The 24,703-nt window shown below is 42.4% G+C and carries 30 protein-coding genes and 3 tRNA genes; 21 read left to right on the top strand and 12 right to left on the bottom strand.

Features of this window, described 5'->3' with window-relative positions; all coding sequences use genetic code 11:
• Window positions 1–105: 105 nt before the first annotated feature.
• Complete coding sequence (locus ACMXYO_RS08865; protein ID WP_415884779.1) at window positions 106–1,206, top strand: malate dehydrogenase; 1,101 nt, start codon at window positions 106–108, stop codon at window positions 1,204–1,206.
• A 54-nt stretch (window positions 1,207–1,260) separates the two neighbouring features.
• On the top strand, window positions 1,261–1,665 hold the full coding sequence (locus ACMXYO_RS08860; protein ID WP_415884778.1) for a secondary thiamine-phosphate synthase enzyme YjbQ: 405 nt from the start codon (window positions 1,261–1,263) through the stop codon (window positions 1,663–1,665).
• Window positions 1,666–1,739: 74 nt separating this feature from the next.
• On the opposite strand, the gene ACMXYO_RS08855 is transcribed toward ACMXYO_RS08860, so the two are convergent.
• The 6 genes from ACMXYO_RS08855 to ACMXYO_RS08830 all read right to left on the bottom strand — a co-directional run bounded on the left by ACMXYO_RS08855 (window position 1,740) and on the right by ACMXYO_RS08830 (window position 4,637).
• Entirely contained in the window at window positions 1,740–2,297 is a 558-nt protein-coding gene (locus tag ACMXYO_RS08855) for a chemotaxis protein CheW (RefSeq protein ID WP_415884602.1), read from the bottom strand.
• Window positions 2,298–2,505: 208 nt separating this feature from the next.
• The gene (locus ACMXYO_RS08850; RefSeq protein WP_415884777.1) at window positions 2,506–2,817 is read right to left on the bottom strand and encodes a TusE/DsrC/DsvC family sulfur relay protein; all 312 of its coding nucleotides are present in this window, start codon (window positions 2,815–2,817) and stop codon (window positions 2,506–2,508) included.
• A gap of 1 nt (window position 2,818) precedes the next feature.
• Complete coding sequence (gene tusB / locus ACMXYO_RS08845) at window positions 2,819–3,115, bottom strand: sulfurtransferase complex subunit TusB (protein ID WP_415884776.1); 297 nt, start codon at window positions 3,113–3,115, stop codon at window positions 2,819–2,821.
• 1 nt (window position 3,116) lies between these two features.
• Window positions 3,117–3,482 carry a sulfurtransferase complex subunit TusC gene (gene tusC / locus ACMXYO_RS08840; RefSeq protein ID WP_415884774.1) on the bottom strand — a complete coding sequence of 122 codons (366 nt, stop codon included), beginning with the start codon at window positions 3,480–3,482 and terminating at the stop codon, window positions 3,117–3,119.
• A gap of 2 nt (window positions 3,483–3,484) precedes the next feature.
• Window positions 3,485–3,877, bottom strand: coding sequence for a sulfurtransferase complex subunit TusD (tusD, locus tag ACMXYO_RS08835; protein WP_415884773.1), 393 nt, complete (start codon window positions 3,875–3,877; stop codon window positions 3,485–3,487).
• Between the two features lie 79 nt (window positions 3,878–3,956).
• Window positions 3,957–4,637: a Bax inhibitor-1/YccA family protein gene (locus ACMXYO_RS08830; RefSeq protein ID WP_415884772.1), complete on the bottom strand. Its 681-nt coding sequence runs from the start codon at window positions 4,635–4,637 to the stop codon at window positions 3,957–3,959.
• A 127-nt stretch (window positions 4,638–4,764) separates the two neighbouring features.
• On the opposite strand from ACMXYO_RS08830, the gene ACMXYO_RS08825 reads away from it, so the two are divergent.
• From ACMXYO_RS08825 to ACMXYO_RS08815, 3 genes are all read left to right on the top strand, one after another.
• Window positions 4,765–5,517 carry a pseudouridine synthase gene (locus tag ACMXYO_RS08825; RefSeq protein WP_415884771.1) on the top strand — a complete coding sequence of 251 codons (753 nt, stop codon included), beginning with the start codon at window positions 4,765–4,767 and terminating at the stop codon, window positions 5,515–5,517.
• A gap of 169 nt (window positions 5,518–5,686) precedes the next feature.
• Window positions 5,687–6,439 carry a 5'-methylthioadenosine/S-adenosylhomocysteine nucleosidase gene (gene mtnN / locus ACMXYO_RS08820; protein WP_415884770.1) on the top strand — a complete coding sequence of 251 codons (753 nt, stop codon included), beginning with the start codon at window positions 5,687–5,689 and terminating at the stop codon, window positions 6,437–6,439.
• Between the two features lie 45 nt (window positions 6,440–6,484).
• Entirely contained in the window at window positions 6,485–7,663 is a 1,179-nt protein-coding gene (locus tag ACMXYO_RS08815) for a pyridoxal-phosphate-dependent aminotransferase family protein (RefSeq protein WP_415884768.1), read from the top strand.
• A 32-nt stretch (window positions 7,664–7,695) separates the two neighbouring features.
• Here the strand turns inward: ACMXYO_RS08815 and ACMXYO_RS08810 are convergent, their stop codons facing one another.
• On the bottom strand, window positions 7,696–8,184 hold the full coding sequence (locus ACMXYO_RS08810; RefSeq protein WP_415884766.1) for a TlpA disulfide reductase family protein: 489 nt from the start codon (window positions 8,182–8,184) through the stop codon (window positions 7,696–7,698).
• Between the two features lie 137 nt (window positions 8,185–8,321).
• Between ACMXYO_RS08810 and ACMXYO_RS08805 the strand changes: the two genes are divergently transcribed.
• Window positions 8,322–9,197 carry an NAD(P)-dependent oxidoreductase gene (locus ACMXYO_RS08805; RefSeq protein ID WP_415884764.1) on the top strand — a complete coding sequence of 292 codons (876 nt, stop codon included), beginning with the start codon at window positions 8,322–8,324 and terminating at the stop codon, window positions 9,195–9,197.
• Between the two features lie 115 nt (window positions 9,198–9,312).
• Window positions 9,313–9,444, top strand: coding sequence for a hypothetical protein (locus ACMXYO_RS08800; RefSeq protein ID WP_415884613.1), 132 nt, complete (start codon window positions 9,313–9,315; stop codon window positions 9,442–9,444).
• Between the two features lie 48 nt (window positions 9,445–9,492).
• Here ACMXYO_RS08800 and ACMXYO_RS08795 read toward each other — a convergent pair whose 3' ends face one another.
• A complete protein-coding gene (locus tag ACMXYO_RS08795) occupies window positions 9,493–10,287 on the bottom strand; it encodes a DUF1853 family protein (RefSeq protein ID WP_415884763.1) in 795 nt (264 codons plus the stop codon).
• A 134-nt stretch (window positions 10,288–10,421) separates the two neighbouring features.
• On the opposite strand from ACMXYO_RS08795, the gene ACMXYO_RS08790 reads away from it, so the two are divergent.
• The 10 genes from ACMXYO_RS08790 (at window position 10,422) to ACMXYO_RS08745 (ending at window position 16,309) form a co-directional block, all read left to right on the top strand.
• Window positions 10,422–10,727 (top strand): excinuclease ABC subunit C, encoded by a 306-nt coding sequence (locus ACMXYO_RS08790; RefSeq protein WP_415884761.1) that lies wholly within the window; start codon window positions 10,422–10,424, stop codon window positions 10,725–10,727.
• Window positions 10,728–10,811: 84 nt separating this feature from the next.
• On the top strand, window positions 10,812–12,572 hold the full coding sequence (gene uvrC / locus ACMXYO_RS08785) for an excinuclease ABC subunit UvrC (protein WP_415884760.1): 1,761 nt from the start codon (window positions 10,812–10,814) through the stop codon (window positions 12,570–12,572).
• Window positions 12,573–12,579: 7 nt separating this feature from the next.
• On the top strand, window positions 12,580–13,128 hold the full coding sequence (gene pgsA, locus ACMXYO_RS08780) for a CDP-diacylglycerol--glycerol-3-phosphate 3-phosphatidyltransferase (protein ID WP_415884758.1): 549 nt from the start codon (window positions 12,580–12,582) through the stop codon (window positions 13,126–13,128).
• 90 nt (window positions 13,129–13,218) lie between these two features.
• Window positions 13,219–13,293: transfer RNA gene (locus tag ACMXYO_RS08775), tRNA-Gly, on the top strand.
• A 22-nt stretch (window positions 13,294–13,315) separates the two neighbouring features.
• Window positions 13,316–13,389, top strand: a tRNA-Cys gene (locus ACMXYO_RS08770).
• A gap of 5 nt (window positions 13,390–13,394) precedes the next feature.
• A tRNA-Leu gene (locus ACMXYO_RS08765) sits at window positions 13,395–13,481 on the top strand.
• Between the two features lie 210 nt (window positions 13,482–13,691).
• A complete protein-coding gene (locus tag ACMXYO_RS08760) occupies window positions 13,692–14,027 on the top strand; it encodes a hypothetical protein (RefSeq protein WP_415884756.1) in 336 nt (111 codons plus the stop codon).
• Window positions 14,028–14,096: 69 nt separating this feature from the next.
• Window positions 14,097–14,273, top strand: a complete 177-nt coding sequence (locus ACMXYO_RS08755) for a hypothetical protein (protein WP_415884754.1) — start codon at window positions 14,097–14,099, stop codon at window positions 14,271–14,273.
• Window positions 14,274–14,629: 356 nt separating this feature from the next.
• Window positions 14,630–14,905: a hypothetical protein gene (locus ACMXYO_RS08750; protein ID WP_415884753.1), complete on the top strand. Its 276-nt coding sequence runs from the start codon at window positions 14,630–14,632 to the stop codon at window positions 14,903–14,905.
• A gap of 900 nt (window positions 14,906–15,805) precedes the next feature.
• Complete coding sequence (locus ACMXYO_RS08745; protein WP_415884752.1) at window positions 15,806–16,309, top strand: hypothetical protein; 504 nt, start codon at window positions 15,806–15,808, stop codon at window positions 16,307–16,309.
• 71 nt (window positions 16,310–16,380) lie between these two features.
• Here ACMXYO_RS08745 and gap read toward each other — a convergent pair whose 3' ends face one another.
• Window positions 16,381–17,391 carry a type I glyceraldehyde-3-phosphate dehydrogenase gene (gene gap, locus ACMXYO_RS08740; RefSeq protein ID WP_415884751.1) on the bottom strand — a complete coding sequence of 337 codons (1,011 nt, stop codon included), beginning with the start codon at window positions 17,389–17,391 and terminating at the stop codon, window positions 16,381–16,383.
• Window positions 17,392–17,522: 131 nt separating this feature from the next.
• On the opposite strand from gap, the gene ACMXYO_RS08735 reads away from it, so the two are divergent.
• The 4 genes from ACMXYO_RS08735 to ACMXYO_RS08720 all read left to right on the top strand — a co-directional run bounded on the left by ACMXYO_RS08735 (window position 17,523) and on the right by ACMXYO_RS08720 (window position 19,876).
• Window positions 17,523–18,203, top strand: coding sequence for a DNA-binding protein (locus ACMXYO_RS08735; protein WP_415884749.1), 681 nt, complete (start codon window positions 17,523–17,525; stop codon window positions 18,201–18,203).
• A 156-nt stretch (window positions 18,204–18,359) separates the two neighbouring features.
• On the top strand, window positions 18,360–18,809 hold the full coding sequence (locus tag ACMXYO_RS08730) for a response regulator (protein WP_415884748.1): 450 nt from the start codon (window positions 18,360–18,362) through the stop codon (window positions 18,807–18,809).
• An 85-nt stretch (window positions 18,810–18,894) separates the two neighbouring features.
• The gene (locus ACMXYO_RS08725) at window positions 18,895–19,566 is read left to right on the top strand and encodes a response regulator (RefSeq protein WP_415884746.1); all 672 of its coding nucleotides are present in this window, start codon (window positions 18,895–18,897) and stop codon (window positions 19,564–19,566) included.
• A gap of 28 nt (window positions 19,567–19,594) precedes the next feature.
• Window positions 19,595–19,876 (top strand): hypothetical protein, encoded by a 282-nt coding sequence (locus ACMXYO_RS08720; protein WP_415884744.1) that lies wholly within the window; start codon window positions 19,595–19,597, stop codon window positions 19,874–19,876.
• 974 nt (window positions 19,877–20,850) lie between these two features.
• Here the strand turns inward: ACMXYO_RS08720 and ACMXYO_RS08715 are convergent.
• From ACMXYO_RS08715 to ACMXYO_RS08705, 3 genes are read right to left on the bottom strand one after another with little or no spacing between them, the layout of a single operon-like run.
• Window positions 20,851–21,828, bottom strand: coding sequence for an MvaI/BcnI family restriction endonuclease (locus ACMXYO_RS08715; RefSeq protein ID WP_415884743.1), 978 nt, complete (start codon window positions 21,826–21,828; stop codon window positions 20,851–20,853).
• 23 nt (window positions 21,829–21,851) lie between these two features.
• Complete coding sequence (locus ACMXYO_RS08710; protein ID WP_415884742.1) at window positions 21,852–23,579, bottom strand: ATP-binding protein; 1,728 nt, start codon at window positions 23,577–23,579, stop codon at window positions 21,852–21,854.
• A 10-nt stretch (window positions 23,580–23,589) separates the two neighbouring features.
• Window positions 23,590–24,612: an SIR2 family protein gene (locus ACMXYO_RS08705; RefSeq protein WP_415884741.1), complete on the bottom strand. Its 1,023-nt coding sequence runs from the start codon at window positions 24,610–24,612 to the stop codon at window positions 23,590–23,592.
• Between the last annotated feature and the right edge of the window lie 91 nt (window positions 24,613–24,703).

The raw sequence follows: 24,703 nt of genomic DNA, 5'->3' as shown, positions 1-24,703 counted from the left end.
TTCAAAGTTCATATTGAGTACTAGAGAAGTACTTACATAATTGCTTACAGTCTATATACTTTGGTATTAAATGATTTTATTGCCAATATTTAGGGGTAAAAAGCAATGAGACGTCCAGTTCGAGTAGCCGTAACCGGCGCCGCAGGTGCTATTAGCTACAGCTTGCTGTTTAAGATTGCTGCTGGTGAGATGATGGGTAAGGATCAGCCTGTAATTCTGCAGCTGATTGAACTACCGCAAGCGATGGATGCGCTTCGTGGTGTCGCAATGGAATTGATGGATTGCGCATACCCACTTCTTCATACCATCACTCTGCATGACAATGTAGAAGATGGTTTTAAAAACGCTCACTATGCATTACTAGTTGGTGCCAAGCCACGTGGTCCAGGTATGGAGCGTAGCGATCTACTTGAAGAAAACGCTGCTATTTTTGCTCGTCAGGGTAAAGCACTAAATGATTTCGCTAACCGTGACGTTAAAGTACTTGTTACAGGTAACCCTGCAAATACGAATGCACTTATCGCTAGCCGAAATGCGCCGGACTTAAGCCCATCGCAGTTTACTTGTTTAACTCGTTTGGATCACAACCGCGCTAAAGGCATTCTAGCTAACCACTGTGGTGCTACCACGCGTGATATTGGTGGAATCATGATTTGGGGTAACCATTCTCCAACTCAATATCCAGATCTTCATCAGGCAACAATCCTAGGTAAGCCTGCTATGTCTCAGATCGACACTACTTGGTACAGAGATGAGTTCATCCCTAAAGTGCAGAAGCGTGGTGGTGAGATCATCGAAGCGCGTGGCCTTTCTAGTGCAGCATCTGCAGCACAAGCGATTGTTGATCAGATGCGTGATTGGGTGCTTGGTACAGAGCCAGGTGAGATCATCAGTATGGGTATTCTGAGTGACGGTAGTTATGGTATCGCAAAAGGTATCTTCTATTCATTCCCAGTGCGCTGTAACTACGGCCGTTACCAAATCGTTCATGATATCGATGTAAACGATTTCAGCCGCAAACGTCTTACTGCAACAGAGCAAGAGCTATTGGACGAAAAGCAGATCGTTGACCACTTGCTACCTAAAGAAACTGAAGCTTCTCACCAGAACCTATCTATCTGCTTGCGTTCCGGAGTGACTCTGTATGCTGATAATGCAGGTCCAGATGAAGAAGACAGATTCATGACAACAAACAGAGTAATGTAGTTTTAACTATTATTAATCTGTTAAAGTGCCTCTTCATCTGAAGGGGCATTTTTTATGGTAAAGCTACTTACAGTCAAAACAGGCCGCCAAGGGCTTTTTGAATTTACACGACAATTGCAACAGTTGCTCGATCAGAGTGATGTGACAGAAGGGTTGTGCACTTTGCTGATACAGCATACAAGTGCCAGCCTGATTATTCAGGAAAATGCCGATCCCAGTGCCAAACATGATTTAGAAAATTGGTTGAATCGTTTAGTACCTGAGCACGATTCACTGTATACCCATACGCTAGAGGGCGATGATGATATGCCTGCCCACATAAAAAGTGTTCTGACGAGCCCCTCTTTATCCATTCCTGTACTAAATGGTCAGTTGAGCTTAGGGACGTGGCAGGGTGTATATTGCTGGGAGCATCGTCATTGTTCATCAAGCAGGCAAATAGCCGTGCATATTGGTTAGATTATCTTTTAAGCCTTGGTATATTGCAGGCACAAAAAAAGCTGCAAATGCAGCTTTTTTTATTTTTATCGGGCTTAGAACTCTTCTGTCGTTTCCATTGGGGTGACGCTTTGTAGCATCTTTAAGAGATCTAACAGAATAATTAAAATGCTGTTGTAGTAGCATACGCCTTGAACAAAACGTTTTGTGGTTTCTTCACCAGTAGCATTAGGCGCACGATCGATATCGTTCTGAGGAAGATTAATTACTTCGTCAACGCTATCAACCACTAATCCAACAACTTCTTGCTCATTGTACTCAACAACGATAATGCGCGTATCATCATCGGGTTCGTGTGGGCTCAAGCCAAACATCTGACGTGTATCGATAACAGTTACAACATTACCACGCAGATTGATGATACCCAGAATAAAATAGTCTGAACCAGGCACTGGGGTAATTTCGCTGTAACGAAGTACCTCTTTAACCTGAACTACATCAACGCCGTACAACTCATTATCGACCTTGAAGGTTGCCCATTGGTGATAGATGACTTCTTCTTGATTGCTGCGTTTAGTATCACTTGCTTCTTGGTGCAAAGCTTGCTCAGCTTGTAACGATTTAAGGTGTTCAGCTGCTGCTTCTAGACCCATAATGTTCTACCTATCCTGTTTGCTACAACTAAGGACTCTTAAGGTAAAAAGAGTGCTTTTTTATATTTCGAGTATCCCACAGCTTTAAAATGCTTAAAAGTAGGGAGATAGTGTTTTGTTACAGCATAGACTAGCAATGCTACGGTTTAAACCGTACAGATCAAAAAAAGTAATTATTTCAGCTGGATGGAGTAAATTTATTTAACCGCTATAGACAGTTATCAGGTTTAGGTAAGCCGGAAATTTTTGCAATCAATTTCGCAGGACTGCCAGGGAAAAGCTTCATTAGATAGATACTTTTCCCTTTGTCTTTGCCTAGCTTTAGTGAAACCGCTTTCACTAAAGGGCGCATTGCAGGAGAAAGCTGATATTGTTCGTAGAACTCACGAATAATATTGATGATCTCCCAATGATCTTGGGTCAATGTAAGACCTTCTGAGTCAGCTATTGAATGAGCAACGGTCTCATTCCAGTCGTCTAAGTTTCTGAGATAGCCTTCTTCATCAAATTCGATAGTCATATTAAAACCAGCTAACAACTTTGTTCATTTTGCAGCTTAGTTCTACAAACTGCTCATCTGTTGCCAGTGTAAAGCGAGTGCTGAGTTTATCAGTTAGGCCGCGTGCGCTTACATCAGGCTCTAATGCAAAGAGTTTACAGCTCTCAGGTAAGTCAGAGAAAAGAGATGCATTGGCAGATAGCGCGGCATAGACGCCGTCTTCAATTACTAGAACGGTGTCTTTGTCTTTAACGCTCGCAAGCATTCTGTTGAAAAGTTGCGTGTTGTTATGAGATTTATTTAGCAGATGTAGAATCATATTAGAACGTCAATACAGTATCGTGGCTATCAAGTAGTTTGCTTAGGTCGTTCTGAGAGATAATTTGAACGGGCAAACCTAGATCAGTTTCTGAGAGCGCGTTAGCTGCAAGATCTTCAGCGCAAACAAATATCTGATCAATATCGTACATTGGCAGTGCGCTAAGCATTGATTCAATATTTTTATGGCCTGTTTGCTCAGTGTTGTGGCTTTTAAGGAGTTGGAACAGGCCGTCCCCTAAAAATGCCAAACTGACGGGCATCTCGAAAATAGAACAGGTTAAAGCAACATCTAATGCGTCACGTGAGTAACTTGTGCCATAAGGCGCATGTTGATTCAGGATTAAAACTGATTTCTTATCACTCATCATTAAGCCCCAAATGTAACGACGCGATCTGAAACGGCAATAGCTTCAGCTAGTTGACCAAGACCGGACAATTCAAAGCCTTTGGCAATGTTTCCACACGGTTTTTCATATCGCTTAGCTTCATTGTCATCTAGTACGCCTCGCTTAACTGCCGCAGCGATGCAGACAACAAGGTCTAGATCGTGTTCGGTTGCCAAGGCTTGCCACTCTCTAGGTAAATGGGTTTCGTCCTGTGGTGGGACAATTAGAGAGTTAGCGAGATTAACGCCATCGGCATAAAAGAACACTCGATACAGCTCATGGCCTTGCTGCAAGAGTGTTTTAGCATAACGTAATGCTGTCGCAGCCGATTGACTGCTTGAGGGTGAGGCCTGAATAACTATTGAGAATTTCATTGAATTGCTAAAGCCTATAACTAAAAAGCCCCGCAATCTTAACAAAGAAAGCGGGGCTTTTTATATATTTACGAACTACTTAGTCGTCGCTTAGGAAGCCAACAAGGCTTAGTAAGTGTACGAATAGGTTGTAAATGTTCAGGTACAAGCTAACAGTCGCCATAACGTAGTTAGTGTATGTGCCGTTAACGATGTTGCTAGTGTCGTAAAGAATAAAGCCACACATTAGCAGCACGACAAGGGCAGAGAATGCTAAATGAAGTGCGCCTAGCTGTACGCCAAATAAAGGCAGTACAAACAAAGCAACCATTGCAATCAGAGCAACCATCATACCAGCAGCCAAGAAGCCGCCCATGAAACTGAAATCTTTCTTACTTGTTAGAACGTAAGCAGATAGACCGAAGAAGGTTAGGGCTGTCATGCTCAGTGCAGTTGTAACGATCTGACCACCATTTGCCATAGCTAGATAGCTATTAATAAGTGGTCCAAGGCCAAAGCCCATCATTCCAGTGAACAAGAAAACCAAAGGAATAGCAGCGGCGCTATTTTGCTTCTTGTTTAAGATGAATAGCATTACAAAACTAAGAATAAAGCTGCCGATATAAACAAAGAACGGCATCTGAAGCATCATAGAGATGCCAGCAGAAATAGCGCTTACAACCATTGTCATGGCTAGCAGCATGTATGTGTTACGAATGACTTTGTTCGTCTGCAGTACGGACTGTTCGGAACGAGCATCGTAAGTATTTACGTTACGCATGATATCCTCGAAAAAGATTTCCCTATTAAGTTTCTCTATATATAAGTATTTTAGTCGGTTTTTCAAGCCCTTTACATAGTTTTAGTGGGGGGTAGAATCTCCCGCTCATACTGAAACGACCTTTGTTATGACTGATCTTGATATTCTCTTTGAAGACGAGCATTTAATTGCAGTTAATAAGCCTTCTGGTTTGTTGGTTCACCCAAGTTGGATTGCACCTCGTGGCACACCTAATTTAGCGTCCATGCTGAAAAGCTATTTCGATGGTGGTAGTCCTTACACCATTCATCGTTTAGATCGACCAACCTCTGGGGTTATTTTATTTGGTAAAAACAAAGAGATAGCGCAACAAATGAATCTAATCTTTGCAGAAAGAAAGATTAGTAAAACTTATCTCTGTATGTGTCGTGGCTACACTCCGGAGCAGGACGTGATTGATTACGCGCTGAAAGAACAGCTAGACAAAATAGCTGATAAGCACGCAAATCAAGATAAAGAACCCCAAGAAGCGGTTTCTAATTATAAACGCTTAGGTGCCGTTGAAATCGATATGCCAGTAGGACGGTATGACAAATCGCGCTATTCACTGGTGGAGGTTAAGCCTGAAACAGGAAGAAAGCACCAAATCCGTCGTCATATGAAGCATATCTTTCATCCAATCGCGGGTGATACCAAACACGGTGACAATAAACATAACAAAGCTTTAAAGCAGGAATTCGATCTTCAGCGATTGATGCTAATGGCGACTGAGCTGGAGTTTATTCACCCTGTAACAGAACAAACTCTAAAACTAACTGCACCAGTCGATGAATATTGCGATCAATTGTTTAGCAGCTTTGGTTGGTCGGGATTGTACCCAATAGGTAAAACTGAGCCTTAGCAATAGCCTGTACTAAATCAATTAATATCTATTTATTTGAGGCTTGAGCGAAATTTAACGGTCATAAGCCAGTATTCATGGGGATTGGGGCTAGGTTTTTTATAAAAGCTATGATCTAATCGCGCATTATTAAGATGGTAATTACGGCCTTTTTAGACGGTAAACATTGATGACCCAAGAACAAAGCATTTCCGCGCTACTTTCTCAGAAAAACGGCAACATTCGTATCGGTATTATCGGTGCAATGGATGAAGAGGTGGAGCTGTTAAAAGCTGCACTGGAAGAGAGAGAAGATCATGAAATAGCTGGGTACTTACTTTTTACAGGTAAGTTACATGGACACGATATCGTTTTGCTTAAATCCGGTATCGGTAAAGTCAACGCGGCTATTGGAACTACCATTCTTCTTCAGGCATTTAAACCTGATTGTGTTATCAATACTGGCTCTGCTGGTGGTTATGATCCAGAGCTCAATGTTGGTGATATCGTTATTTCTTCTGAAGTTCGTCATCACGATGTTGATTTAACGGTATTTGGCTACGAATATGGCCAAGTGCCACGTCAGCCTGCAGCATTTACTCCAGACGCGACTTTGGCAAAGGTCGCTGAACGTTGTGTTGAGCGCATGGACGGCATGAAAACGACTCGTGGATTGATCTGTACGGGCGATCAGTTTATGAACGACCCTGACCGAGTAGAGCGCAAGCGCAAGTTGTTCCCTGAAATGAAAGCTGTAGAGATGGAAGCTGCTGCGATTGCTCAAACATGTCATCAATTTAATACACCGTTCATCGTGATTCGTGCTTTGTCAGACATCGCAGGTAAAGAGTCTGGCGTGTCATTCGACCAATTTCTTGTGACTGCCGCTAAACATTCTGCAGAAATGATCATCGCAATGATTGATGAGTTGGCTTCCAACTGATACAAATAAGGCCTTTGTAACATGTAGCAATTATAAGGGCCTTAAATGACTACCTCTTTTTACCCACCTGTTCGTACCCTGATGGGCCCTGGACCATCAGATGTAAGCCCTCGAGTTCTATCGGCGATGGCTCGCCCAACAATCGGTCACCTTGATCCTGAATTTATCCGCATGATGGATGAAATCAAAGTGATGCTGAAAAACCTTTTCAAAACTGATAACGAATTAACAATGCCTGTGTCTGCACCTGGTTCTGCAGGAATGGAAGCGTGCTTTGTTAACTTGGTTGAGCCGGGTGATAAGGTGATCGTTTGCCAAAACGGTGTTTTTGGCGGTCGTATGAAAGAGAATGTAGAGCGTTTTGGTGGCGAATGCATTCTTGTTCAAGATGAATGGGGTCAGCCTGTGGATCTTGAAAAGGTTAAAGCTGCGTTTGCAGACAATGAAAATGTTAAAGCTTTGGCTTTTGTCGATGCGGAAACATCTACGGGTGTCCGTTCTGATGCAAAAGCACTTTGTGAATTAGCTCAGGCTAACGGCGCTCTTACTATTGTTGATGCGGTAACGTCTCTTGGTGGTGTAGAAGTTGACGTTGATGGCTGGGGTATTGATGCAATTTACTCTGGTACTCAGAAGTGCCTTTCCTGTCCTCCTGGTATCTCTCCAGTGAGCTTTAGCCAGAAAGCAGTTGAGGCTATCCAAAACCGTACAAGCTCTGTTCCTAGCTGGTTCTTAGATACGAACCTTGTAATGGGATACTGGGGTGGTGGCGGAAAGCGTGCTTATCACCATACAGCGCCTGTGAACTCTCTATATGCGCTGCATGAATCTCTTGTAATGCTTGAGGAAGAGGGCCTTGAAAATGCTTGGGCTCGTCATCAGAAGCTGCATTTGGCACTACGTGCGGGTCTTGAAGCAATGGGTATCGGTTTCCTAGTTGATGAAGATTGTCGCCTGCCACAGCTTAACTCTGTCATCATTCCTGATGGCGTTGATGATGCTGCTGTGCGTACTGCGCTACTGAAAAATTACAATCTAGAGATCGGTGCGGGCCTTGGTGCTTTGGCTGGTAAAGTATGGCGTATCGGTTTGATGGGTACTGCATGTACTCAGCGCAATGTTATGTTGTGCCTAGACGCTCTAGAAAACACACTTGCTGAGATGGATGCACCAATTAAAATTGGTGTTGCAGCTCAAGCAGCAGCTGCAGTATTGGCTGAATAAGTTATTTAAGCCATGGATCATCGGTCCATGGTTTATTTTAATGTCTGGCTAATTAAAGCAATTGATTCAGGGTGGTCCCACTCTTTACCGCCAAGAATTGTATCAATCAGCTTTCCTTCTTTATCGAACAATAATGTCATCGGCAGTCCTTTAATGCCAAATTCATTAAAAGAACGATTTTTCTCATCAAGTAAGATCGTAAACGTTAATTCGGTATCAAGTTCCATTAAAAAACTGGAAACAGATACAGAATCTTCACCGGCATTGATCGCCACAATCTCAAAGTCTTGATCGGCAAAATGCTCCTGGAGTCTCTGCATGGATGGTATCTCTTTGATGCAAGGCGGACACCAAGTTGCCCAGAAATTAAGTAGAACGACTTTTCCTTTGTAATTCGCTAAAGAAACCGTTTCGTGATCTGTGTTTTGAAAGCTCAACTTATAGAGTTCGCTTTGTGCTACAGCAGTGGCAGAAGTGGCAAAAAGGAAAATGGAAATAAGTGCTGATTTTAAGAAGGACATATGTTGCTCTCGATAGATACAGTGCGGATGATAGCAAAATAGCAATTTAAAAAGTACGAGATGGTGTTTGCTGTTTCATCCTTTATACTCTGAGCCTATAAAGAATAAAACAGTTCAATCTAGATGGGATAATAAGAATGAAAGTTGCATTTATAGGTTTGGGTGTCATGGGATACCCGATGGCAGGGCATTTAGCGCAAGCAGGTCACGATGTTACGGTTTATAACCGCACGACTGCTAAATCAGAGGCATGGATTGAAGACTATAAAGGCAGTTTTGCTTTAACGCCTGCAATGGCTGCTCAGGGGGCAGATATCGTGTTTACCTGTGTTGGCAATGATGATGATTTAAGGGCTGTGACATCAGGCGAGCAGGGTGTGTTAAGCACAATGCAAGCGGGTTCCATTTTGGTGGATCACACTACAGCATCTGCTGAAGTTGCCCGAGAGCTGTCGGAACTGGCAGGAGAGCAAGGCGTAGGCTTCTTCGATGCTCCTGTATCAGGAGGTCAGGCAGGTGCGGAGAATGGCGTTTTAAGTATTATGGTTGGCGGTAATGCTGCTAACTTTTCTATTGTTGAGCCAGTTATGGATTGTTATGCAAAATCTACGCGTTTGCTTGGAGAGGCGGGCTCTGGGCAATTAGCGAAAATGGTAAATCAGATTTGCATAGCTGGGTTGGTGCAAGGCTTAGCTGAAGGAGTTCACTTTGCCAAAGCTGCAGGTTTGGATGCTGCACAAATTTTCGATGTAATTCAACATGGTGCTGCTGGATCTTGGCAGATGGTTAATCGCCATCAAACTATGATTGATAATGAATTTGACTTTGGTTTTGCTGTTGATTGGATGCGTAAAGATCTAAATATCGTTCTAGATGAATCCCGAAAAAATGGTGCAAGACTGCCTGTTACTGCATTGGTAGATCAATTTTATGCTGATGTTCAACAAATGGGCGGTGGGCGCTGCGACACCTCGAGCCTTCTCATGCGTTTAGAGGGTGATAGCAAGAAATAACCACTATTTATCAATGGTTTTTATGGGCCATTGATGGATAGACACAGGCTGGTAGCTCTATATAATTGCCCGCGATATTTCTTTATTACTACTACAAAATATCTAGGACAGTTCTATGGATAAATATAATCTAATCTCTGTTGCTCCAAGTCTTGCGATTGTTGCAGCAATGATCATTGGTACATTTGTTGGCGTTAAAGTAATCAAAAATATGATTGCTAAAGATGCAGCGGCTGCAGACAAGTAAGTTGTAGCTTTGCCGGGAACCTCAATTGAGCAACCCGGCTAATTTTTCCTACCAATCGTCCGGCACAACAAACCCTCTATCTAATTCTTTCCCTTTTTTATCAAATCTAGCCACAAGAATGGGTCTGTCAGCTTTTATCAGCGCTGCCTTTAATTCGGCATAATCCAAAAGTATTGAATGATCAGCAATCAGCCAATAAGGCTTATGCATAATGCTGTAAAGGAATGGGCATTTAACCTGGTTAATCTCATCCTGCCTAAGCCACCAGCCTTGGAGGTGATTGGGATTAATTGCAGGGTGAAGTTCTATTTTAGAACCAAACTCAGCAAAAGGATGGAATAGGTAACCCTGCATTAGCATGACGAAAATCACAGGGGATAAACCCTCGCTTTTACACGCTAGGATGCCTTGAGGGGTTTTAGATATTTTAAGTTGATATTCTACCATTCTCTCGTATTTTATATCTAACCGATCCCTCTTTCCTGGGCCAATAAAATCTGCAAGCTTGGTGCCTGAACCTGTTCTTAAATAGTATTTAATTGCACATTCTAGATGGAAGTCCCCCCTTGATGAATCGCCTATAAAATCGAGTTCACCCAAAGTGACTTTATTATCAAAAACCTTAATATTTCTTTTAATATCATATAAATGAGTGTCATTGTTGAGGATGTGATTGACTATGTTTTCGTAATATCCGCCAAGGTTTCTTGCTGTAAATCTTGATCTGTTAACTACTACTGATTTGGGCTGATCTGCACTAATAAGGTCATGAAAGGGAATATAGCTATTCGGCACGTTTATCAAAGAAGGGCCGCTTAAAACCCAGTCTATATCGTTATCCATGCGCAGTGCTCTTTTAAGTAGATAAAATAAGGAACAGTCGATTCGTCGTAATCTAAGACTTTCCTTTTTACATCAACTGTTGAAATGCTTAAAGTATGCTGCAAATACGATGGGATTATAAATAAGGGTATACAATGACCAGATCAGCAGATAATAACGTCCCTTTAAGCGAACAAAACCGTGATGTTCTGTTATCAGAATCAGACATTAATAATATTTTGGTTAATGGTGCACAAATCTCATTAACTAAACTTCGTAAAGCACAAAGTACTGACGCTCAGCTTTGCTACTACGCAGAAATAGGTGTTTACTTGGAGGTATCGCTTTCACGCGGGGCGGGTATTACTGAGTCGACTATGGATACTCTGCAGGAGATTCATAGAATTGCTACCCATGAATACATGGATAACCGTAAGCTATTGGCCAAGGTAGAACAGTAAGCAGTGTCAGAAAATGCCCCAGCTGAAACATTTGATGCCAGTGCCTTTTTAAAGCAGCTCACAAAAAGGCCTGGAATCTACCAAATGTACGATGCAGATAATGAGCTTCTGTACATTGGTAAAGCCAAAAACCTTAAAAACCGAGTTTCTAGTTACTTCCGCTCTTCTGGTCTCAGTATCAAGACACGTGCGTTGGTTGCGAAGATAGCTGATGTTCAGGTCACCATCACTAACAGTGAAACCGAAGCGTTATTACTTGAGCAAAACCTAATTAAGCAGCATAGGCCGCCTTATAATATTCTTCTGCGTGACGATAAATCGTACCCATATATCTTTATTTCAGATAAAGATGATTATCCTGCGGTGCGATTTAGCCGAGGCGCCAAGCGTAAAAGCGGTAAATATTTTGGGCCGTTCCCAAGCGGAGGGGCAGTTCGTGATAGCCTGAACCTGCTTCAGAAAATCTTTAAGATACGCCAGTGCGATGATAGTTTTTATAAAAATAGATCACGCCCTTGCCTTCAGTATCAAATCAAAAGATGCACAGCGCCTTGCGTAAGAGCTATCTCTAAAGAAGATTATCAAGATGATATTCGCCATGCCTCTATGTTTTTAGATGGTAAAAACAACAAGGTTATGGATGAAATTGCTAGTCAGATGGAAAGCGCCTCCGCTGACCTTGAGTTCGAAAAGGCAGCACTTTATAGAGATCAGCTGATCAGTCTGCAAAAAGTGCAAGAGCAGCAGTATGTAACCGGAATGCAAGGAGAGGCTGATGTTATTGGATGTTCAGTTCAGCCTGGCGGGGTCTGTATACATATGCTGTTTGTCCGTGGCGGACGAATTATCGGAAGCAAGGCGCACTATCCCAAGGTATCTATAGAAGAAACCTCTAGTGAAATTGTTTCGGCTTTCGTTGCGCAGTGGTATTTGGGTTCGCAACGTGAAATACCGGCATATATTGTGTTGCCAAGCGAGGTTGAAGATAAAGATTGCTTGCAGCAAGCGATAGAAGAATCATCAAATAAAAAGGTAGTGTTTTCGCATACGGTTAGAGGTGAGCGAGCAGCATGGCAGAAACTGGCAAATACCAATGCTGAGCAGCAGTTAGGTAGTTATTTAGCTAACAAAAAGAATATCTATAACCGTTATCTAGAGCTGCAAAGTCTCTTGGATCTTGATGAGGTTCCGCAACGGTTAGAGTGTTTCGATATTAGTCACAGTTCAGGTGAAGCAACAGTTGCCTCGTGTGTAGTGTTCGATAGGAATGGGCCGCTTAAATCAGATTACAGGCATTTTAACATCGAAGGAATTACTCCAGGTGATGACTATGCAGCAATGCATCAAGCTTTACTCAGGCGTTATACGCGTCTTAAGAAAGGAGAGGGTAAATTACCCGATATCCTGTTAATAGATGGCGGTAAGGGGCAGGTCACTCAAGCAATGGAAGTGCTGGACGAACTAAGTATATCCGGCGTCTTAGTTATTGGTGTGGCTAAGGGCCCAACTCGTAAGGCTGGATTTGAGGTTCTTATTTCGGGAGATACGGGTGAAGAGACTGTTTTAGAGAGTAGCTCTGCAGCTTTACATCTAATTCAGCATATTCGTGATGAAGCACATCGATTTGCCATTACAGGACACCGTGCTCGTAGAGGTAAGGCTAGAAAGCGATCAGTTTTAGAGGATATTCCCGGTGTGGGGCCTAAACGAAGAAGAGAATTGCTAAGACATTTTGGTGGAATCCAAGAAGTAGAGCGCGCCAGTGTTGAAGAAATTGCAAAAGTCTCTACCATAAGCAAAACAATTGCCGAAGAAATCTATGCGGCACTCCATCCTGATATTTGAATGCCAGATGAATATACCCAATATACTTACATCTCTACGTATTGTTTTAATTCCTGTCTTTGTGCTGATCTTCTATTTGCCTTATAGCTGGGCGCCCATTGCTACAGGTGTGGTATTTGCTGTTGCTGGCTTTACTGATTGGTTAGATGGTTATTTAGCGAGGAAGTTGAATCAAACCTCTCCCTTTGGCGCTTTCTTGGATCCTGTTGCGGATAAGTTAATGGTAGCTATTTCTCTGGCTCTATTAGTTGAAAACTATGCGTCATGGTGGATCACAATTCCGGCGATCGTAATTATCGGTAGAGAGATTGTGATATCAGCTCTACGTGAGTGGATGGCTGAAGTAGGGCAGAGAGCGAGTGTGGCTGTCTCTTATATCGGGAAGGTAAAAACAGCACTACAGATGTTGGCGATTATGCTCATGATTGTTACAGAGCCCTACACGACAATATCGATAGCAGGGATTGTTGCACTGTATCTAGCAGCAGCATTAACTTTATGGTCTATGTATCAGTACCTTAGAGCTTCTTGGCCTGCTTTATCTGAACAGATGTAAGTGGTTAATAATTAAGCAGATTTTTTTATAAAATATGTGTTGACTTATAATCGGGGCTCTCTATAATACGCACCACATTGTTACAGCAGAGCGGGAATAGCTCAGTGGTAGAGCACAACCTTGCCAAGGTTGGGGTCGCGAGTTCGAGCCTCGTTTCCCGCTCCAAATTTTAAAGTAACAATATTGAGGCGCGGTGGCAGAGTGGTCATGCAGCGGACTGCAACTCCGTGTACGCCGGTTCGATTCCGACCCGCGCCTCCATCCTTGCCCGGGTGGTGAAATTGGTAGACACAGGAGACTTAAAATCTCCCGACTTCACGGTCGTACCGGTTCGATTCCGGTCTCGGGCACCATTTAAAGAATTCTCTGAAACCCTTGTATGGCGTGGCCTACAGGGGTTTTTTATTGTCTTTGATTATCATTCTATTTACATGTGCTATTCCATTTCACTTGGTTTTGTGTCGCGATATCGACCTGACATGACATTTAAGCTGACACGAGTGCTGGATTAAAACTCCGCTCCTTAGCTAAGGTAAAATCAAAAAAAATAGAAAGAGCAGGAAATGAAAGAGAAGAAAGTTTTACAGATAATCGAGATGTTGGAAATCATTCGTGAGATTCACCCGGAGATGACAGTGGGTATGATGCTTGCCTTCTTCGAGGTGGCACGCGGAAATGGTGTGACTGGGCGCGACCTTGAAGAGCGTTATGACATGAAACATGCCGCTGCTGCACGTATCTTAAGGTACTTCGATAGATGGCAAGCGAAGGACAAGGAAGGTGTCGATCTGATCGAAGCCCGTATAGACCCTGTCGACTACAAGGCCAAGCTGCGTTACCTGAACGAAAAAGGTGAGGCTGTTATGGATCGCATCGACAAGGCGCTTGCTGCTCGATAGGGGTTGTGTCTGGCTCTCAGGTCGGCGGGGTTGGGTGCAGTGATCCTATAAAAGAGCATCGCGACCACTATGAGATATCTTCAATTTAATCCCGAAATACTACTCAGCGCAGTGGATATTTTTGATGCTGACTGGGAGTCTGAAGCGCTGACTGATAAAGAGCGCACTCAGCCTGACAAGGGAGCTGACATGAGACATGACATGAGTCGACATGACGGGGAATACGAGTACGAAAAGGCTGCTTAATACTTATAAATCAGTGGATTACGGTCATAATCTCAAGTGATCGTAACCTTAAAATCTCCCGACTTCACGGTCGTACCGGTTCGATTCCGGTCTCGGGCACCATTTGAAGAATTCTCTGAAACCCTTGTATGGCGTGGCCTACAGGGGTTTTTTATTGCCTAAATCCCTTCGGTCCCATAGGTGGAGGTAATGCCGTTTGTAGGCCAGATTGGCACAAGGTTGGTGCGGATCGGTACGCCATGCTCCAGCTAAGAGTCAAACTACAGAAAAACTTTAAATAACGAGACGTCATGAAAGAAGTAGATATCAACAATCTAATCCTAATTCTTGAGGAATTTAAAAGTCTCAATCCTTAAATGAATCTTGATATGGTCATTACGCTGCTAGAAGTAGCTAAAGGTCATGGCATAACTGGGCGTGACATTGAGGAGGTGCTAGATACCAACTCTACTACTGCCGCTCGTATGCTTCGCCTGTTTGACCGTATACAGGCAAATGGTAAAGAGGGTCTTGATCTTGTCGAAGCGCGTATTAGTCCTGCGGATTACAGAGCGAAATTGCGTTTCTTGAATGCTGATGGTGAGGCGTTCATGGCTCGTGTTGGTGAATTATTGGAGGGGCGTAAGGGGTAGTGCTTTCGTCTCGTCATGCGTGTTCATAAATAAGGATGGTGTAACGATTAAACGAGATCATAAAAACCGGTATAGGATCGTGTGAAGAAGTAGGTAGCAGGCTGTCACGGCTGCGTGAAGTCAACTCTATGCGCGGTTAGTTGATTATGTTTCAGTTGGGCAGTAGTGCGACAGGTCATTGTAGCTATGAGCAGGACTTCGTTTGGTATACGACTCGTCATACCAGTGTGTCTCGATTGCTTAGGAGCGCCATCGATTTAAGGCTGTGCAGATATTGTTGGGACACATGAATATCAACACGGCCATGTGTTATATTTAGTTCTGTGTGGGGTTGCTTCAAAGTGCAACGGAGGCTCTGAATTTAGCTTGGGAAAGTCACGAATCTAAGGTCGGTAAGGCTGGCAAATGACCTTGGCGCGGTTGGCATAGAGTAGGCGCAGAAGACAAGGTGGGCATATAAATTAAAGCAATAATTCTATATATAACAATGACTTAAGCGTATATATTAAAGTATTTGCGAGACTTGAAATCTCCCGCTCGCAAGAGTGTACCGGTTCGAGTCCGGTTCCGGGCACCACTTGTGGTGATTCCTTCCTTTATATTTTTACTCCAAAGATAGAAAAATTTTTAGATTTATTTTTTTGCTTTTCTTTTCTTCCCTTCCCTGTAAGTGCTAGCTTCAACCTGACTCGCTTTCGTGTGAGTTGGCTGTTCCTTCTTTATATTGGATCGGTTTTATTGTGAGGCTGGATCTCTCGTCTAAATGGAATTATTACGGATCTTGTGATCGTAATGTAACGAGGTGTTGAGCAATATATTGGTCAATCTGCTAATCCTTACTATACACAATAGATATCTGGATGATTTAACAATAAGCAAGAAATGGATTTCAAAGGCATTATGGCAGATTCACTGAAAGGTATTTTTGTGCTTTTTGTTGCGGTTCTAATGGGGTATCAAGTAATTGAAGTGCTTGATATAGAATATCTTGCGCAATCCCCGAGTAAATCTGCTGAAGCTAAGAATGTTAAGGCTTCGCAAAGTGATTCTGATAAGGTTGAGGCTGTTCTAGCTGGTGTTGACCCTACCGATCTTTTTGAGTCGGCGGCGGCTGGTGAAAAGCTTTCGCTTGCTTGTGATAGTGGCTTGATCGTTGGTGATATCAACAAAAATAAATTCTCAAAAATAAGCTATGCGTCAATTACGAAGCGTGGAGTTACCTATATACAGGTTTCGCGTTATTCTCCTGCTTATCTCATCCAGGAGCATTACCAAGCTGTTACAGCGACTGAAGTAAATAAGGTTCCTGACGGCATACAGGCTGCGTTACAAGCTAAAATTAGTAATCCTCACGGCTGTAGCTTACAAGATCTATATCTTTCGCAGATAAATTATCTTAAATAATTAAATAGCTATATTTTCTGGAAAAACCAAGCCCTTCACTTAGCGTGAAGGGCTTGGTTTTTATCGGTATCTTAATTGGAGATTTGATGTATCAGTTGGGCTGTGTCAAGCATGCGGTTGGAGAATCCCCATTCATTGTCATACCAAGCAAAAACCTTGATCGTGTTTTTGTGTGTCATGGTTTGTGTCGCATCGAAAATACAGGACTCTGGTCGATGGTTGAAATCGATGGATACAAGGGGTTTATGGTTACATGCAATAATTCCTTTGTAGTTCTTGTCTGCTTCGCTTTGAATTAAGTTGTTTAGCTCGTTTGCTGAGCAATTGCTCTTGAGTGTGGCGCTTAGGTCGACTAGAGAAACATTTGCTGTTGGAACGCGTATAGCCATACCTGAAAGCTTCCCTCTAAGCTCGGGCAAAACCAGCCCTACAGCTGCAGCGGCGCCTGTCTTGGTTGGAATCATTGAGCTGGCAGCGGATCTTGCTCTATAGAGATCACCGCTAAAGGCATCCATTAAATGTTGATCATTGGTGTAGGCGTGTATTGTTGTCATTAAGCCTGATTCAATGCCGAAATGAGTGTTAATTATCCTGGCTAATGGTGCAAGGCAATTTGTTGTGCATGATGCATTGGAGATGATGGTGTGATTTGGTTGAATTGAGTCATGGTTAACGCCGTACACAATGCAAGCATCTGCGTCTTTAGATGGGGCTGATATCAATACTTTTTTGGCGCCGGCCTTGATGTGCTTTGATGCAGACTCTTTGTCGGTAAATAATCCTGTGCACTCAAGCACGATATCAATATCAAGCTCACTCCAGGGTAGGGCGCTTATGTCTTTTTCTCTAAATACCTTTATGGAGTCGTCGTTAACTATTAAAGCATTATTTTCAGCGATGACTTCGTATCTAAATCTACCGTGAATGCTGTCGTATTGAGTTAGGTGGGCGTTTACTTGCGGGTCGCAAAGGTCGTTGATGGCTACAATTTGTAGATTATCGCTTAAATTTGATTCATAAAAGGCGCGAAGGATGTTTCTGCCTATTCTTCCATAACCGTTGATTGCTATTTTTGCCTTCATAGTACTTCCTTATCATGCAGTTAAGGTTGCTTTCAGCGTAGCTCATCTAGCGCTTCCATCAATGTTGAATTTGAAAGAGTGTCTTGTAAGACTATAATAATACGTACCAGGCGATACATATTGGATATTAAATGAAACGCAATACGCAGGATTTGGTAAAAGAAGCGGCTGATAAGCTTTTACGCGAGGGTGTAAAGCCAACGCAGCAAAACATTAGGGATTGTATTGGTACGGGCTCAATTACAACCATAAATAAGGCGTTAAGCGCCTGGTGGTCTGAGCTTGGAGTGAGGCTTGATGAGGTTGGGCGAAACCCTAGTATTCCAGAGCCCGTTGCAAATAGCGCTCATAAGCTTTGGATGCAAGCGCTAGCTTATGCCAGTAAGGAGCTTGATGAACAGAGAAGTGCTCTAGAGAATGAGTTTGCTGAAAGAGCGCGGAAGCTATCTAATGCCTCTGTTGCGGATAACGGCGAGTTGAAGGAGCTAAGAGCGCAATGCCTTCGGCTGTTACAAGATAATGAGCGACTATCCAGCGAGAAAGGCGAAGGGCTTTTAAAGGTTGCAGAATGCGAAACAAGACTAATAGAGAGTCAGGCGGAGATATCTAGGCTTACTAGAGAATTAAAGCAAGCGGAAATAATGTCTGAAGGTAGCTCTAACATTGATCAATACATTGAGGTTCAAGTGGAGAATCGTACGCTGCAAGAGGAGAATAAAAGATTAAATAGGGCCGTTGATGCTCTTGTGGGCGAAAAGGCTGAGCTGCAGCTAGAGGTGATAAAGTTAAAGCAAATGCTATCGGAGTCTTAGAATCCTAAAGTAGTGATGCTATATATTATTAACGATGTTAATCTTCAAGAAGTTTTTTTTGCAGAATTCATCCATAGCTTGCGAGTCGTATCTTTAATAAAATAACGCTCATCAATAGTGAACTGATTTCTATCTATTTATAGGCAACTATCTGAAATGGATATAGTTTTAAGAGAGTTAGCGCAGGACCAAGAGATTATTGATGCTTTGCATCAGTGTGGCCTTGATGATGCAGTGTGTTGCAATAGCGAGCAGGATTTCAAACAGGCCAAGTCTCTTTTGCTTAAAGAGAGGCTTAAAAATATCACAATTCAACTTCTTGATGATGATGGTTATGCAATCAAGCAGGTAACCAGCAAGCCAAAAGATCCGAGGATTGCTCGTGAGCAGCTTACTGGCAGGCAGGTTGCGGTTGTTAAGGCGCTTGAAAAAGTACTTAGACATTGCAAAAAAGAAGGTGTCCAGCTTGTTGGCTATAGTGATGAGTTGGTGGCTTTGCCTGCTCATATCCCGGTTGAGGAGATCGCAAATGCTGGCGCTATGGATATTGAAAGCTTTGATGTTTACAAGGGTGCTGATGCAATAGCACCCTCAAGTGATATATAGAATAATAAGTTAATAAAAATCAGATAGTTGGGCTTTTAAATTAAACCGAGTTGTTTATTGCCAGTCTGGCTATTAGGAAATGAATATGTCGACCCCAATTAAAATTTTGCTTGTAGATGATCATCCTTTGGTAAGGGCTGGATTTCAGCGTTTATTGATATCTGATGAAAGCATTGAAATTGTAGGGGAGGCGGATAATGGTCAATCGGCTTGTGAGATGTATTCTCAATATGAGCCTGATGTGGTCATTATGGATCTTAATATGCCGGCAGATTCAAATTCTGAGGATGTTGCGGCAAACAATCTAAACGGTGGTCTTGAGGCAATACGGCGCATTATTATGCGAGATCCTAAAGCTAAGGTACTTGTATTGACAGCAATGGAGACAGATCCTTTTCCTGCGCACGTTGTTAATGCTGGAGCTAAGGGGTTTTTAACAAAGCGATGTGCTCCTGATGAGCTTTTAGAGGCGGTTAAGGTTATTCACAAAGGTGAGGAGTACATAACCGAAGAGATTCGCTCTCGGATCAATGGAGGTTCTTCAGGTGGCTCGTCTTTGGGTAGTCTCACAAAGCGAGAGCTGCAGATCTTTTCATTATTAGCTGAAGGCAGAACGGTTGCTGTTGTTGCTGAAGAGATGTTTTTGAGCCCTAAAACCATTCATGCGCATCGTACAAATATTTTCAGAAAACTAAAAATTAGCAACAATTCTGAGTTGGTTCACCTCGCAATTCGCCATAATATCGTCCAAGCTTAAGGTAACACTCCTAAACGAGGTTGCCGATATGAGCGTACTGGATTTTACAGAACTTCATCTGGAAACCGAATTTCTTTGGAATGAGATTTCTGTGGGCGACAGTGTTATGCTCGATGCTGATCTATACGAGTCTAACAGCTGTAAGCTGCATAAGTATCAGCCTTATGAGGTTCTAGCTAAAATGCACTGCATGGCTCCAGAGCCGTCCATATTAATCGTCGAGTCTGATGTGACAGGCGAACTCATAAATCTCCATCCAGCGTTATTATGTAGCTACCAATCGGCTGAAATACCAGTTACGCATTCATAGTTTTCTTGTTTTATTTTTGCCTCGTATTTTCATTTTATGCTGGGATTAAGATGCATGTTTTCTAGTCCAGTGTCGGATGGTAATCGCTGTAAATTGCAGAGCAATAGAAAAATCCTGCTGGCACTTTGTGGTGTAATTAATTTTTATCCTTTTTGGTGCCTAAAAAATCAATCCATTAAATTTTGTAGAGCAAGTGCTAGCTAGGCTTGTGGGCTCTATTATTGCTGAATATTTAACTTCGCATAATATATATTATGTTAAATAGGGTATTTATATATGTAACTATGGCTATCGCCTACTGTGGGTTCCTATTCTGGATGGAATCTAGTTCCATGCTATATGGATTGCTCGCTTGCGCCACCATGCGTTACTTCCAGACAATCTAACCAAGTTAGTCAGATATGTAGAATCCATTTGAATATGGAATTTCGATATTTAGAGGTTTGCTTATACGCAAGCTAGATCTACTTTACTTACTAATCCTATCGTGCGGAGAATGCCGCAAAATACTTTTTAGCGGGCAAAGTGTCGTAAAGAACGCCGTAGCGTACGATGCTCTTTTGACTTCTTTGGGATTAATGGTCGTAAAAACTTTGACCCTGACCTGGGGATTTCTCGTATAAATGCATAAAGACTTCTAGGCACGCCTTTTGTCATAAATTATCATCGCAAGCTCCTGGAGGCCCGCCTAAAGCTTCTTCGATCAGATTGATTTAAGGTTGATACTGATACTCGATAGCAACCACACCTGAAACTTCCAAGCCCTACTGGTGCATGCCATTGCGACTGCCGAGTAGCTATCTGGAAATACCTATTTTCAAACTAAGGCTGATACTTTTTGATTTGGTCTGTTTGCCTTTCGTGCGGAGAGCTTCGTAAAATATTTTTTCGTGGGTAAAGTGTCGAAAAGAACGACGTAGCGCATCCTGATCCTCCATCATTATCCGAGACTTCTAAGTATTGATTATCGATATCTATTGAGCATCACGCATAAGTATATTTTCTGTTTTGAGATAAAGTTGCTCCAGGCTATCGCTTTTAATCCTCCAGAGGAATCCGTGATCTCTGATCTTTCCATTCTTCTCGGACATTGTTAGATCCAAAAACACTTTGCCTTCATCTATAAGTTGCAAAAAACGGAGTATTGATGGCCACTTGCAGTACTTTATCGAGTCAATAAAACAATATTCTTTCTTTTCACCTTTAGATGCACTGATAGAAATGAATGCAGTTTGGCTATGCTTTGAAAGAAGCGCTTCCTCAATCTGTTCAGCACCGTATGCCATGACCCTTTCTCCATTTCTCAGAACTTCTATGAGGAAACCGTCTCGATGTAGAGAAAATCCTAGTGTATCGGTCCTGTTGTTGAACGAGGTATATAATGAGCGCCTGCTTTTCTGTTCATCATATGAGCAATGCTTATTGAAGAAGCCTGTCTTCCCATTGCTATCGAAATATTGCTGAGGAACTCTAGAGAACAATGTTTGTAAGCTATTTCCATGTTTTGTCTTTAACTCAACACCCATAAAATCTGCTTCTTTGCTACTATTCGCCTTTATGCCTAGAGCTCTCTCAATAGCCAGACCGAACCTCCCTGCCCCTTTGGCCTTAACCTCGATCTTCCTAAGTGCTTTGAGCTTTGAAAATAAAATATGATGCGGCTGAATACTTGGTATCGGGGAGCGCTCTAGACGATCAAGCACCATTAATTTTAATAACCGTTGATAGTTGTAGGCTGGTTTTAAACCATCGCAATAAGGCAAATGTTGTTCATACAAAACAGCACTAATATTTTGAAATTTCCACTCAAAACTCTTAGGAGATCGTGAAAACTTTCTCCCAAGATTTCTGTAGATTTCTGACTTGTTGACTGCTAGACCATCTTTTTGCTGTTTCAATAGCTCAAAGTATGAATCTATAGCTGCTTTAAGCTCTTTTTCCGACCAATTCATAAGTAGCCTCAACCTCGGTTGCTCTACTGAATATTCTGTTTACGCCAATTATCTATAGCGGTTGATAGGCGCTCTGCGGGCACTTCATCTTGCCATTCGTCCCAGAAGTTGACAGTGCCACTATTAGGCTTATTGATTGGCTCATCGATTCTGATTCGGCTTGGCAGTAAGCTGGCATCGCCAACTACTAAAGCTTCCCCCGTATCAAGTGTTGGCAAAATATCACTAAAACCACCGAGGCTATCTGGGAGTAATTTTCTAACAACAGACTGATCATCTGCATTAGTTAAACGCATTGATACAAAATTACTGCATTGGCTGAGCATAGTTTTATTCACTTCCGAAGGACGTTGGCTGATGACCACCAAACTTACACCATATTTACGTCCCTCCTTGGCAATACGCTCAAATATCTGAATAGATATATCATCCGCTGCATCGGCTTGATTGCGCTGAGGGATATATAGATGGGCTTCATCGCATAGTAACGCTACAGGATGGCGTAGCTCCAAAGGTGTCCATTGTTGTACAGAGAAAGCCAAACGCGCCACTAGAGAAACGATTAATGGCAGTATGTCAGATGGGACCTCCGAGAAATTTATTATCTTAACTCCGCCTGTTTGGTTTTCTCCTGAAGCGCCGAGCAATACCTCTGCAAGTTCATTTAACCAATCAAAGCGAAGTGAATTTATTCCCCCTTGAAAAAGAAAGCCTAAGCGTCGGTCTGATATCTTGTTTTCTAACCGAGAAATCATTCGGCTAAGCTTGCCGTTGAACTCACCTGCTTTAGTTGTCCCTGCACGCGCTCCAGGGACCTGTTCTGTGTTTATAGCGTTTAGTCTTGATAACAGTTCGTCTAGATTAAATGGTACAGGGCTATCAACGGTAAAATTATCGAGTACATCATCATGCCCCCCTTCTTCTAGATAAGAGCGTTTAACTGAATTGATCTCCCTTGCCATAATCATGGCCTGATTTGGCGCATTTTGATCGCTACGATCAACAAAAAGTGAAACTAAGGCTTCATATGAAAGTAGCCAGTATGGCAAATGAATTATTCCGTCCTGTATTGTCTTATTGGCTTCTATGTCGGCAGGCCCTGCTACCTTAAAGTGACTAATCCCATCACCATTAAGTGGCGAATATTCCCCATGCAGATCAAAAATAATGCCATTAGCAGTTTGTAGAGCTGCCATTTGCTCAATGATTTTGGCTGTAGTCCATGATTTACCAGCGCCAGTACTACCACCAATAAAAGCATGGCGCTGAAAAAATTTATTGCCATTTAGAAAGGCTGTGGCCTCATCATCAAGTGTATATCGGCCAAGTGTTAATGAGCTGTCTTCAGCAGCTGTATGGGCGATAACGCGCATAAAGCTTGTGAGCGCTTCTCCTTCCATTGCAAAGCAATTTGCATCAATTTCTGGCACACTTTCTAATGTTCTACGGAAAACATTACGTTCGTCACCATCTCGGTCTAATAACGTGCCAATAAGCGCCACTTTGCATAAGTTTTGCTCTGATGGGGCCTCTGATAATGCTTCATCAATTTCGTTAAGTTTTTTACGTGTTACCTGAGTGATTAAGCCAACTAAATGCTGGCCTAACTTACTGCTTTGTAGAACTGCTAAACGATTGACCTGAAGTCCTTTTAAAGCTTCAAGGTCAGCAACATCTACTATCACATTTGTTGTATCTACTGAGGTAACTTTTCCTAATGCATCTGCATCTTGATATTCGAATAGTGACATGTCTTTTTCCTTAAAGAATTAATCCTAAGTATCCAGCTACTGACCAGAAATTTTCTTCCACTATAAGTGGATCGCTTGCTAGTGAACTATGAATAATAGATTGATTATCATGCTCACCACGTTCGATTGCTAAAAAGTTAACTACACCTTGCCCAAATAAAAACTCCTTTGCTGAGTCAGTTAATGCGTAGGTGATTACTGTTACTGGTTTCTTGTGTTGCATACACCCTTCAATGAGTTTTTCTTGGATATGTTGATCATTGAAGCCAAAGCCAATGCAAAGGTATGAATTAGCTTCTACAATCGCCTGGTCTGAGCGACTTATTGCTGTTCTGAAGGGCTCCCCATGCGTTATTCGATATTTCTCTGCTCCAGGTGTCACGATCATGGGTTCATAGTCATCAGGCATATCTAGCATATTTGGTAGGCCGCAAACTGTTCGTCCAGGCGATTTATACCAGTCTAGTGAACCGTGTACTTTCCAAATATTAACTTGTCGCTGGCTACGTAAATGGTCTTCACTAGCTAGAATTCGTCTATATCCATGTGTAAAGCCAGTAAAGTGATGTAGACCTTCCTGTTCACAAGCGTACTCGGCTAAGCGATCATAATTTGTTGTGATGACATCGATTACATCTCGGGTACTTCTAAACATTGATCTAAGCAACGTGCCAAGCGGGAACAGGTCGTTGTTTTTAATTGATTTTTTGAATATTTCAATATCATTAGGGTTCAATAAATCCCATGTTGCCCTTACAACTGCGTTTGTTATTTCTTCGCACAGATGCACTTTGTGAAGAGCAGTTTCTAAATCAACTTCCTGATTCAGGAGGTCACAAAACCTCCCCCATTCTTCCTGATCTTTACTGTGAGCATCAGTTATATCAACATGCTTAATTAGATGTTGTGATAGTTCCCACATTCCAGGCATTCCGAAAGCTGCTGAAGCGCCGCTGCCCAAAATGATAACTGGGCCAGCAGCGTAGTGCGCTTGCGCCTGTTTGGAAAAATTTACAGCTGTTGTTTTACTCATACTTTCATAAACCTAGAAAATTAAGTTTGCCGTTTTGTTTATCCGAATACAGCTTTTAAACTTTCCCTGCTAATTTAAATTTCATCCAATT

It is taken from the genome of Neptuniibacter sp. QD37_6 (assembly GCF_047778085.1).
Lineage (GTDB): Bacteria > Pseudomonadota > Gammaproteobacteria > Pseudomonadales > Balneatricaceae > Neptuniibacter.
This window is presented reverse-complemented; position numbering and strand designations above follow the sequence as displayed.

Bases quoted from the DNA above. Each gene is read 5' to 3' on its own strand.
- ACMXYO_RS08865 (WP_415884779.1), top strand. From the start codon at position 106: ATGAGACGTCCAGTTCGAGTAGCCGTAACCGGCGCCGCAGGTGCTATT.
- ACMXYO_RS08860 (WP_415884778.1), top strand. From the start codon at position 1,261: ATGGTAAAGCTACTTACAGTCAAAACAGGCCGCCAAGGGCTTTTTGAA.
- ACMXYO_RS08855 (WP_415884602.1), bottom strand. From the start codon at position 2,297: ATGGGTCTAGAAGCAGCAGCTGAACACCTTAAATCGTTACAAGCTGAG.
- ACMXYO_RS08850 (WP_415884777.1), bottom strand. From the start codon at position 2,817: ATGACTATCGAATTTGATGAAGAAGGCTATCTCAGAAACTTAGACGAC.
- tusB (WP_415884776.1), bottom strand. From the start codon at position 3,115: ATGATTCTACATCTGCTAAATAAATCTCATAACAACACGCAACTTTTC.
- tusC (WP_415884774.1), bottom strand. From the start codon at position 3,482: ATGAGTGATAAGAAATCAGTTTTAATCCTGAATCAACATGCGCCTTAT.
- tusD (WP_415884773.1), bottom strand. From the start codon at position 3,877: ATGAAATTCTCAATAGTTATTCAGGCCTCACCCTCAAGCAGTCAATCG.
- ACMXYO_RS08830 (WP_415884772.1), bottom strand. From the start codon at position 4,637: ATGCGTAACGTAAATACTTACGATGCTCGTTCCGAACAGTCCGTACTG.
- ACMXYO_RS08825 (WP_415884771.1), top strand. From the start codon at position 4,765: ATGACTGATCTTGATATTCTCTTTGAAGACGAGCATTTAATTGCAGTT.
- mtnN (WP_415884770.1), top strand. From the start codon at position 5,687: ATGACCCAAGAACAAAGCATTTCCGCGCTACTTTCTCAGAAAAACGGC.
- ACMXYO_RS08815 (WP_415884768.1), top strand. From the start codon at position 6,485: ATGACTACCTCTTTTTACCCACCTGTTCGTACCCTGATGGGCCCTGGA.
- ACMXYO_RS08810 (WP_415884766.1), bottom strand. From the start codon at position 8,184: ATGTCCTTCTTAAAATCAGCACTTATTTCCATTTTCCTTTTTGCCACT.
- ACMXYO_RS08805 (WP_415884764.1), top strand. From the start codon at position 8,322: ATGAAAGTTGCATTTATAGGTTTGGGTGTCATGGGATACCCGATGGCA.
- ACMXYO_RS08800 (WP_415884613.1), top strand. From the start codon at position 9,313: ATGGATAAATATAATCTAATCTCTGTTGCTCCAAGTCTTGCGATTGTT.
- ACMXYO_RS08795 (WP_415884763.1), bottom strand. From the start codon at position 10,287: ATGGATAACGATATAGACTGGGTTTTAAGCGGCCCTTCTTTGATAAAC.
- ACMXYO_RS08790 (WP_415884761.1), top strand. From the start codon at position 10,422: ATGACCAGATCAGCAGATAATAACGTCCCTTTAAGCGAACAAAACCGT.
- uvrC (WP_415884760.1), top strand. From the start codon at position 10,812: ATGTACGATGCAGATAATGAGCTTCTGTACATTGGTAAAGCCAAAAAC.
- pgsA (WP_415884758.1), top strand. From the start codon at position 12,580: ATGAATATACCCAATATACTTACATCTCTACGTATTGTTTTAATTCCT.
- ACMXYO_RS08760 (WP_415884756.1), top strand. From the start codon at position 13,692: ATGAAAGAGAAGAAAGTTTTACAGATAATCGAGATGTTGGAAATCATT.
- ACMXYO_RS08755 (WP_415884754.1), top strand. From the start codon at position 14,097: ATGAGATATCTTCAATTTAATCCCGAAATACTACTCAGCGCAGTGGAT.
- ACMXYO_RS08750 (WP_415884753.1), top strand. From the start codon at position 14,630: ATGAATCTTGATATGGTCATTACGCTGCTAGAAGTAGCTAAAGGTCAT.
- ACMXYO_RS08745 (WP_415884752.1), top strand. From the start codon at position 15,806: ATGGCAGATTCACTGAAAGGTATTTTTGTGCTTTTTGTTGCGGTTCTA.
- gap (WP_415884751.1), bottom strand. From the start codon at position 17,391: ATGAAGGCAAAAATAGCAATCAACGGTTATGGAAGAATAGGCAGAAAC.
- ACMXYO_RS08735 (WP_415884749.1), top strand. From the start codon at position 17,523: ATGAAACGCAATACGCAGGATTTGGTAAAAGAAGCGGCTGATAAGCTT.
- ACMXYO_RS08730 (WP_415884748.1), top strand. From the start codon at position 18,360: ATGGATATAGTTTTAAGAGAGTTAGCGCAGGACCAAGAGATTATTGAT.
- ACMXYO_RS08725 (WP_415884746.1), top strand. From the start codon at position 18,895: ATGTCGACCCCAATTAAAATTTTGCTTGTAGATGATCATCCTTTGGTA.
- ACMXYO_RS08720 (WP_415884744.1), top strand. From the start codon at position 19,595: ATGAGCGTACTGGATTTTACAGAACTTCATCTGGAAACCGAATTTCTT.
- ACMXYO_RS08715 (WP_415884743.1), bottom strand. From the start codon at position 21,828: ATGAATTGGTCGGAAAAAGAGCTTAAAGCAGCTATAGATTCATACTTT.
- ACMXYO_RS08710 (WP_415884742.1), bottom strand. From the start codon at position 23,579: ATGTCACTATTCGAATATCAAGATGCAGATGCATTAGGAAAAGTTACC.
- ACMXYO_RS08705 (WP_415884741.1), bottom strand. From the start codon at position 24,612: ATGAGTAAAACAACAGCTGTAAATTTTTCCAAACAGGCGCAAGCGCAC.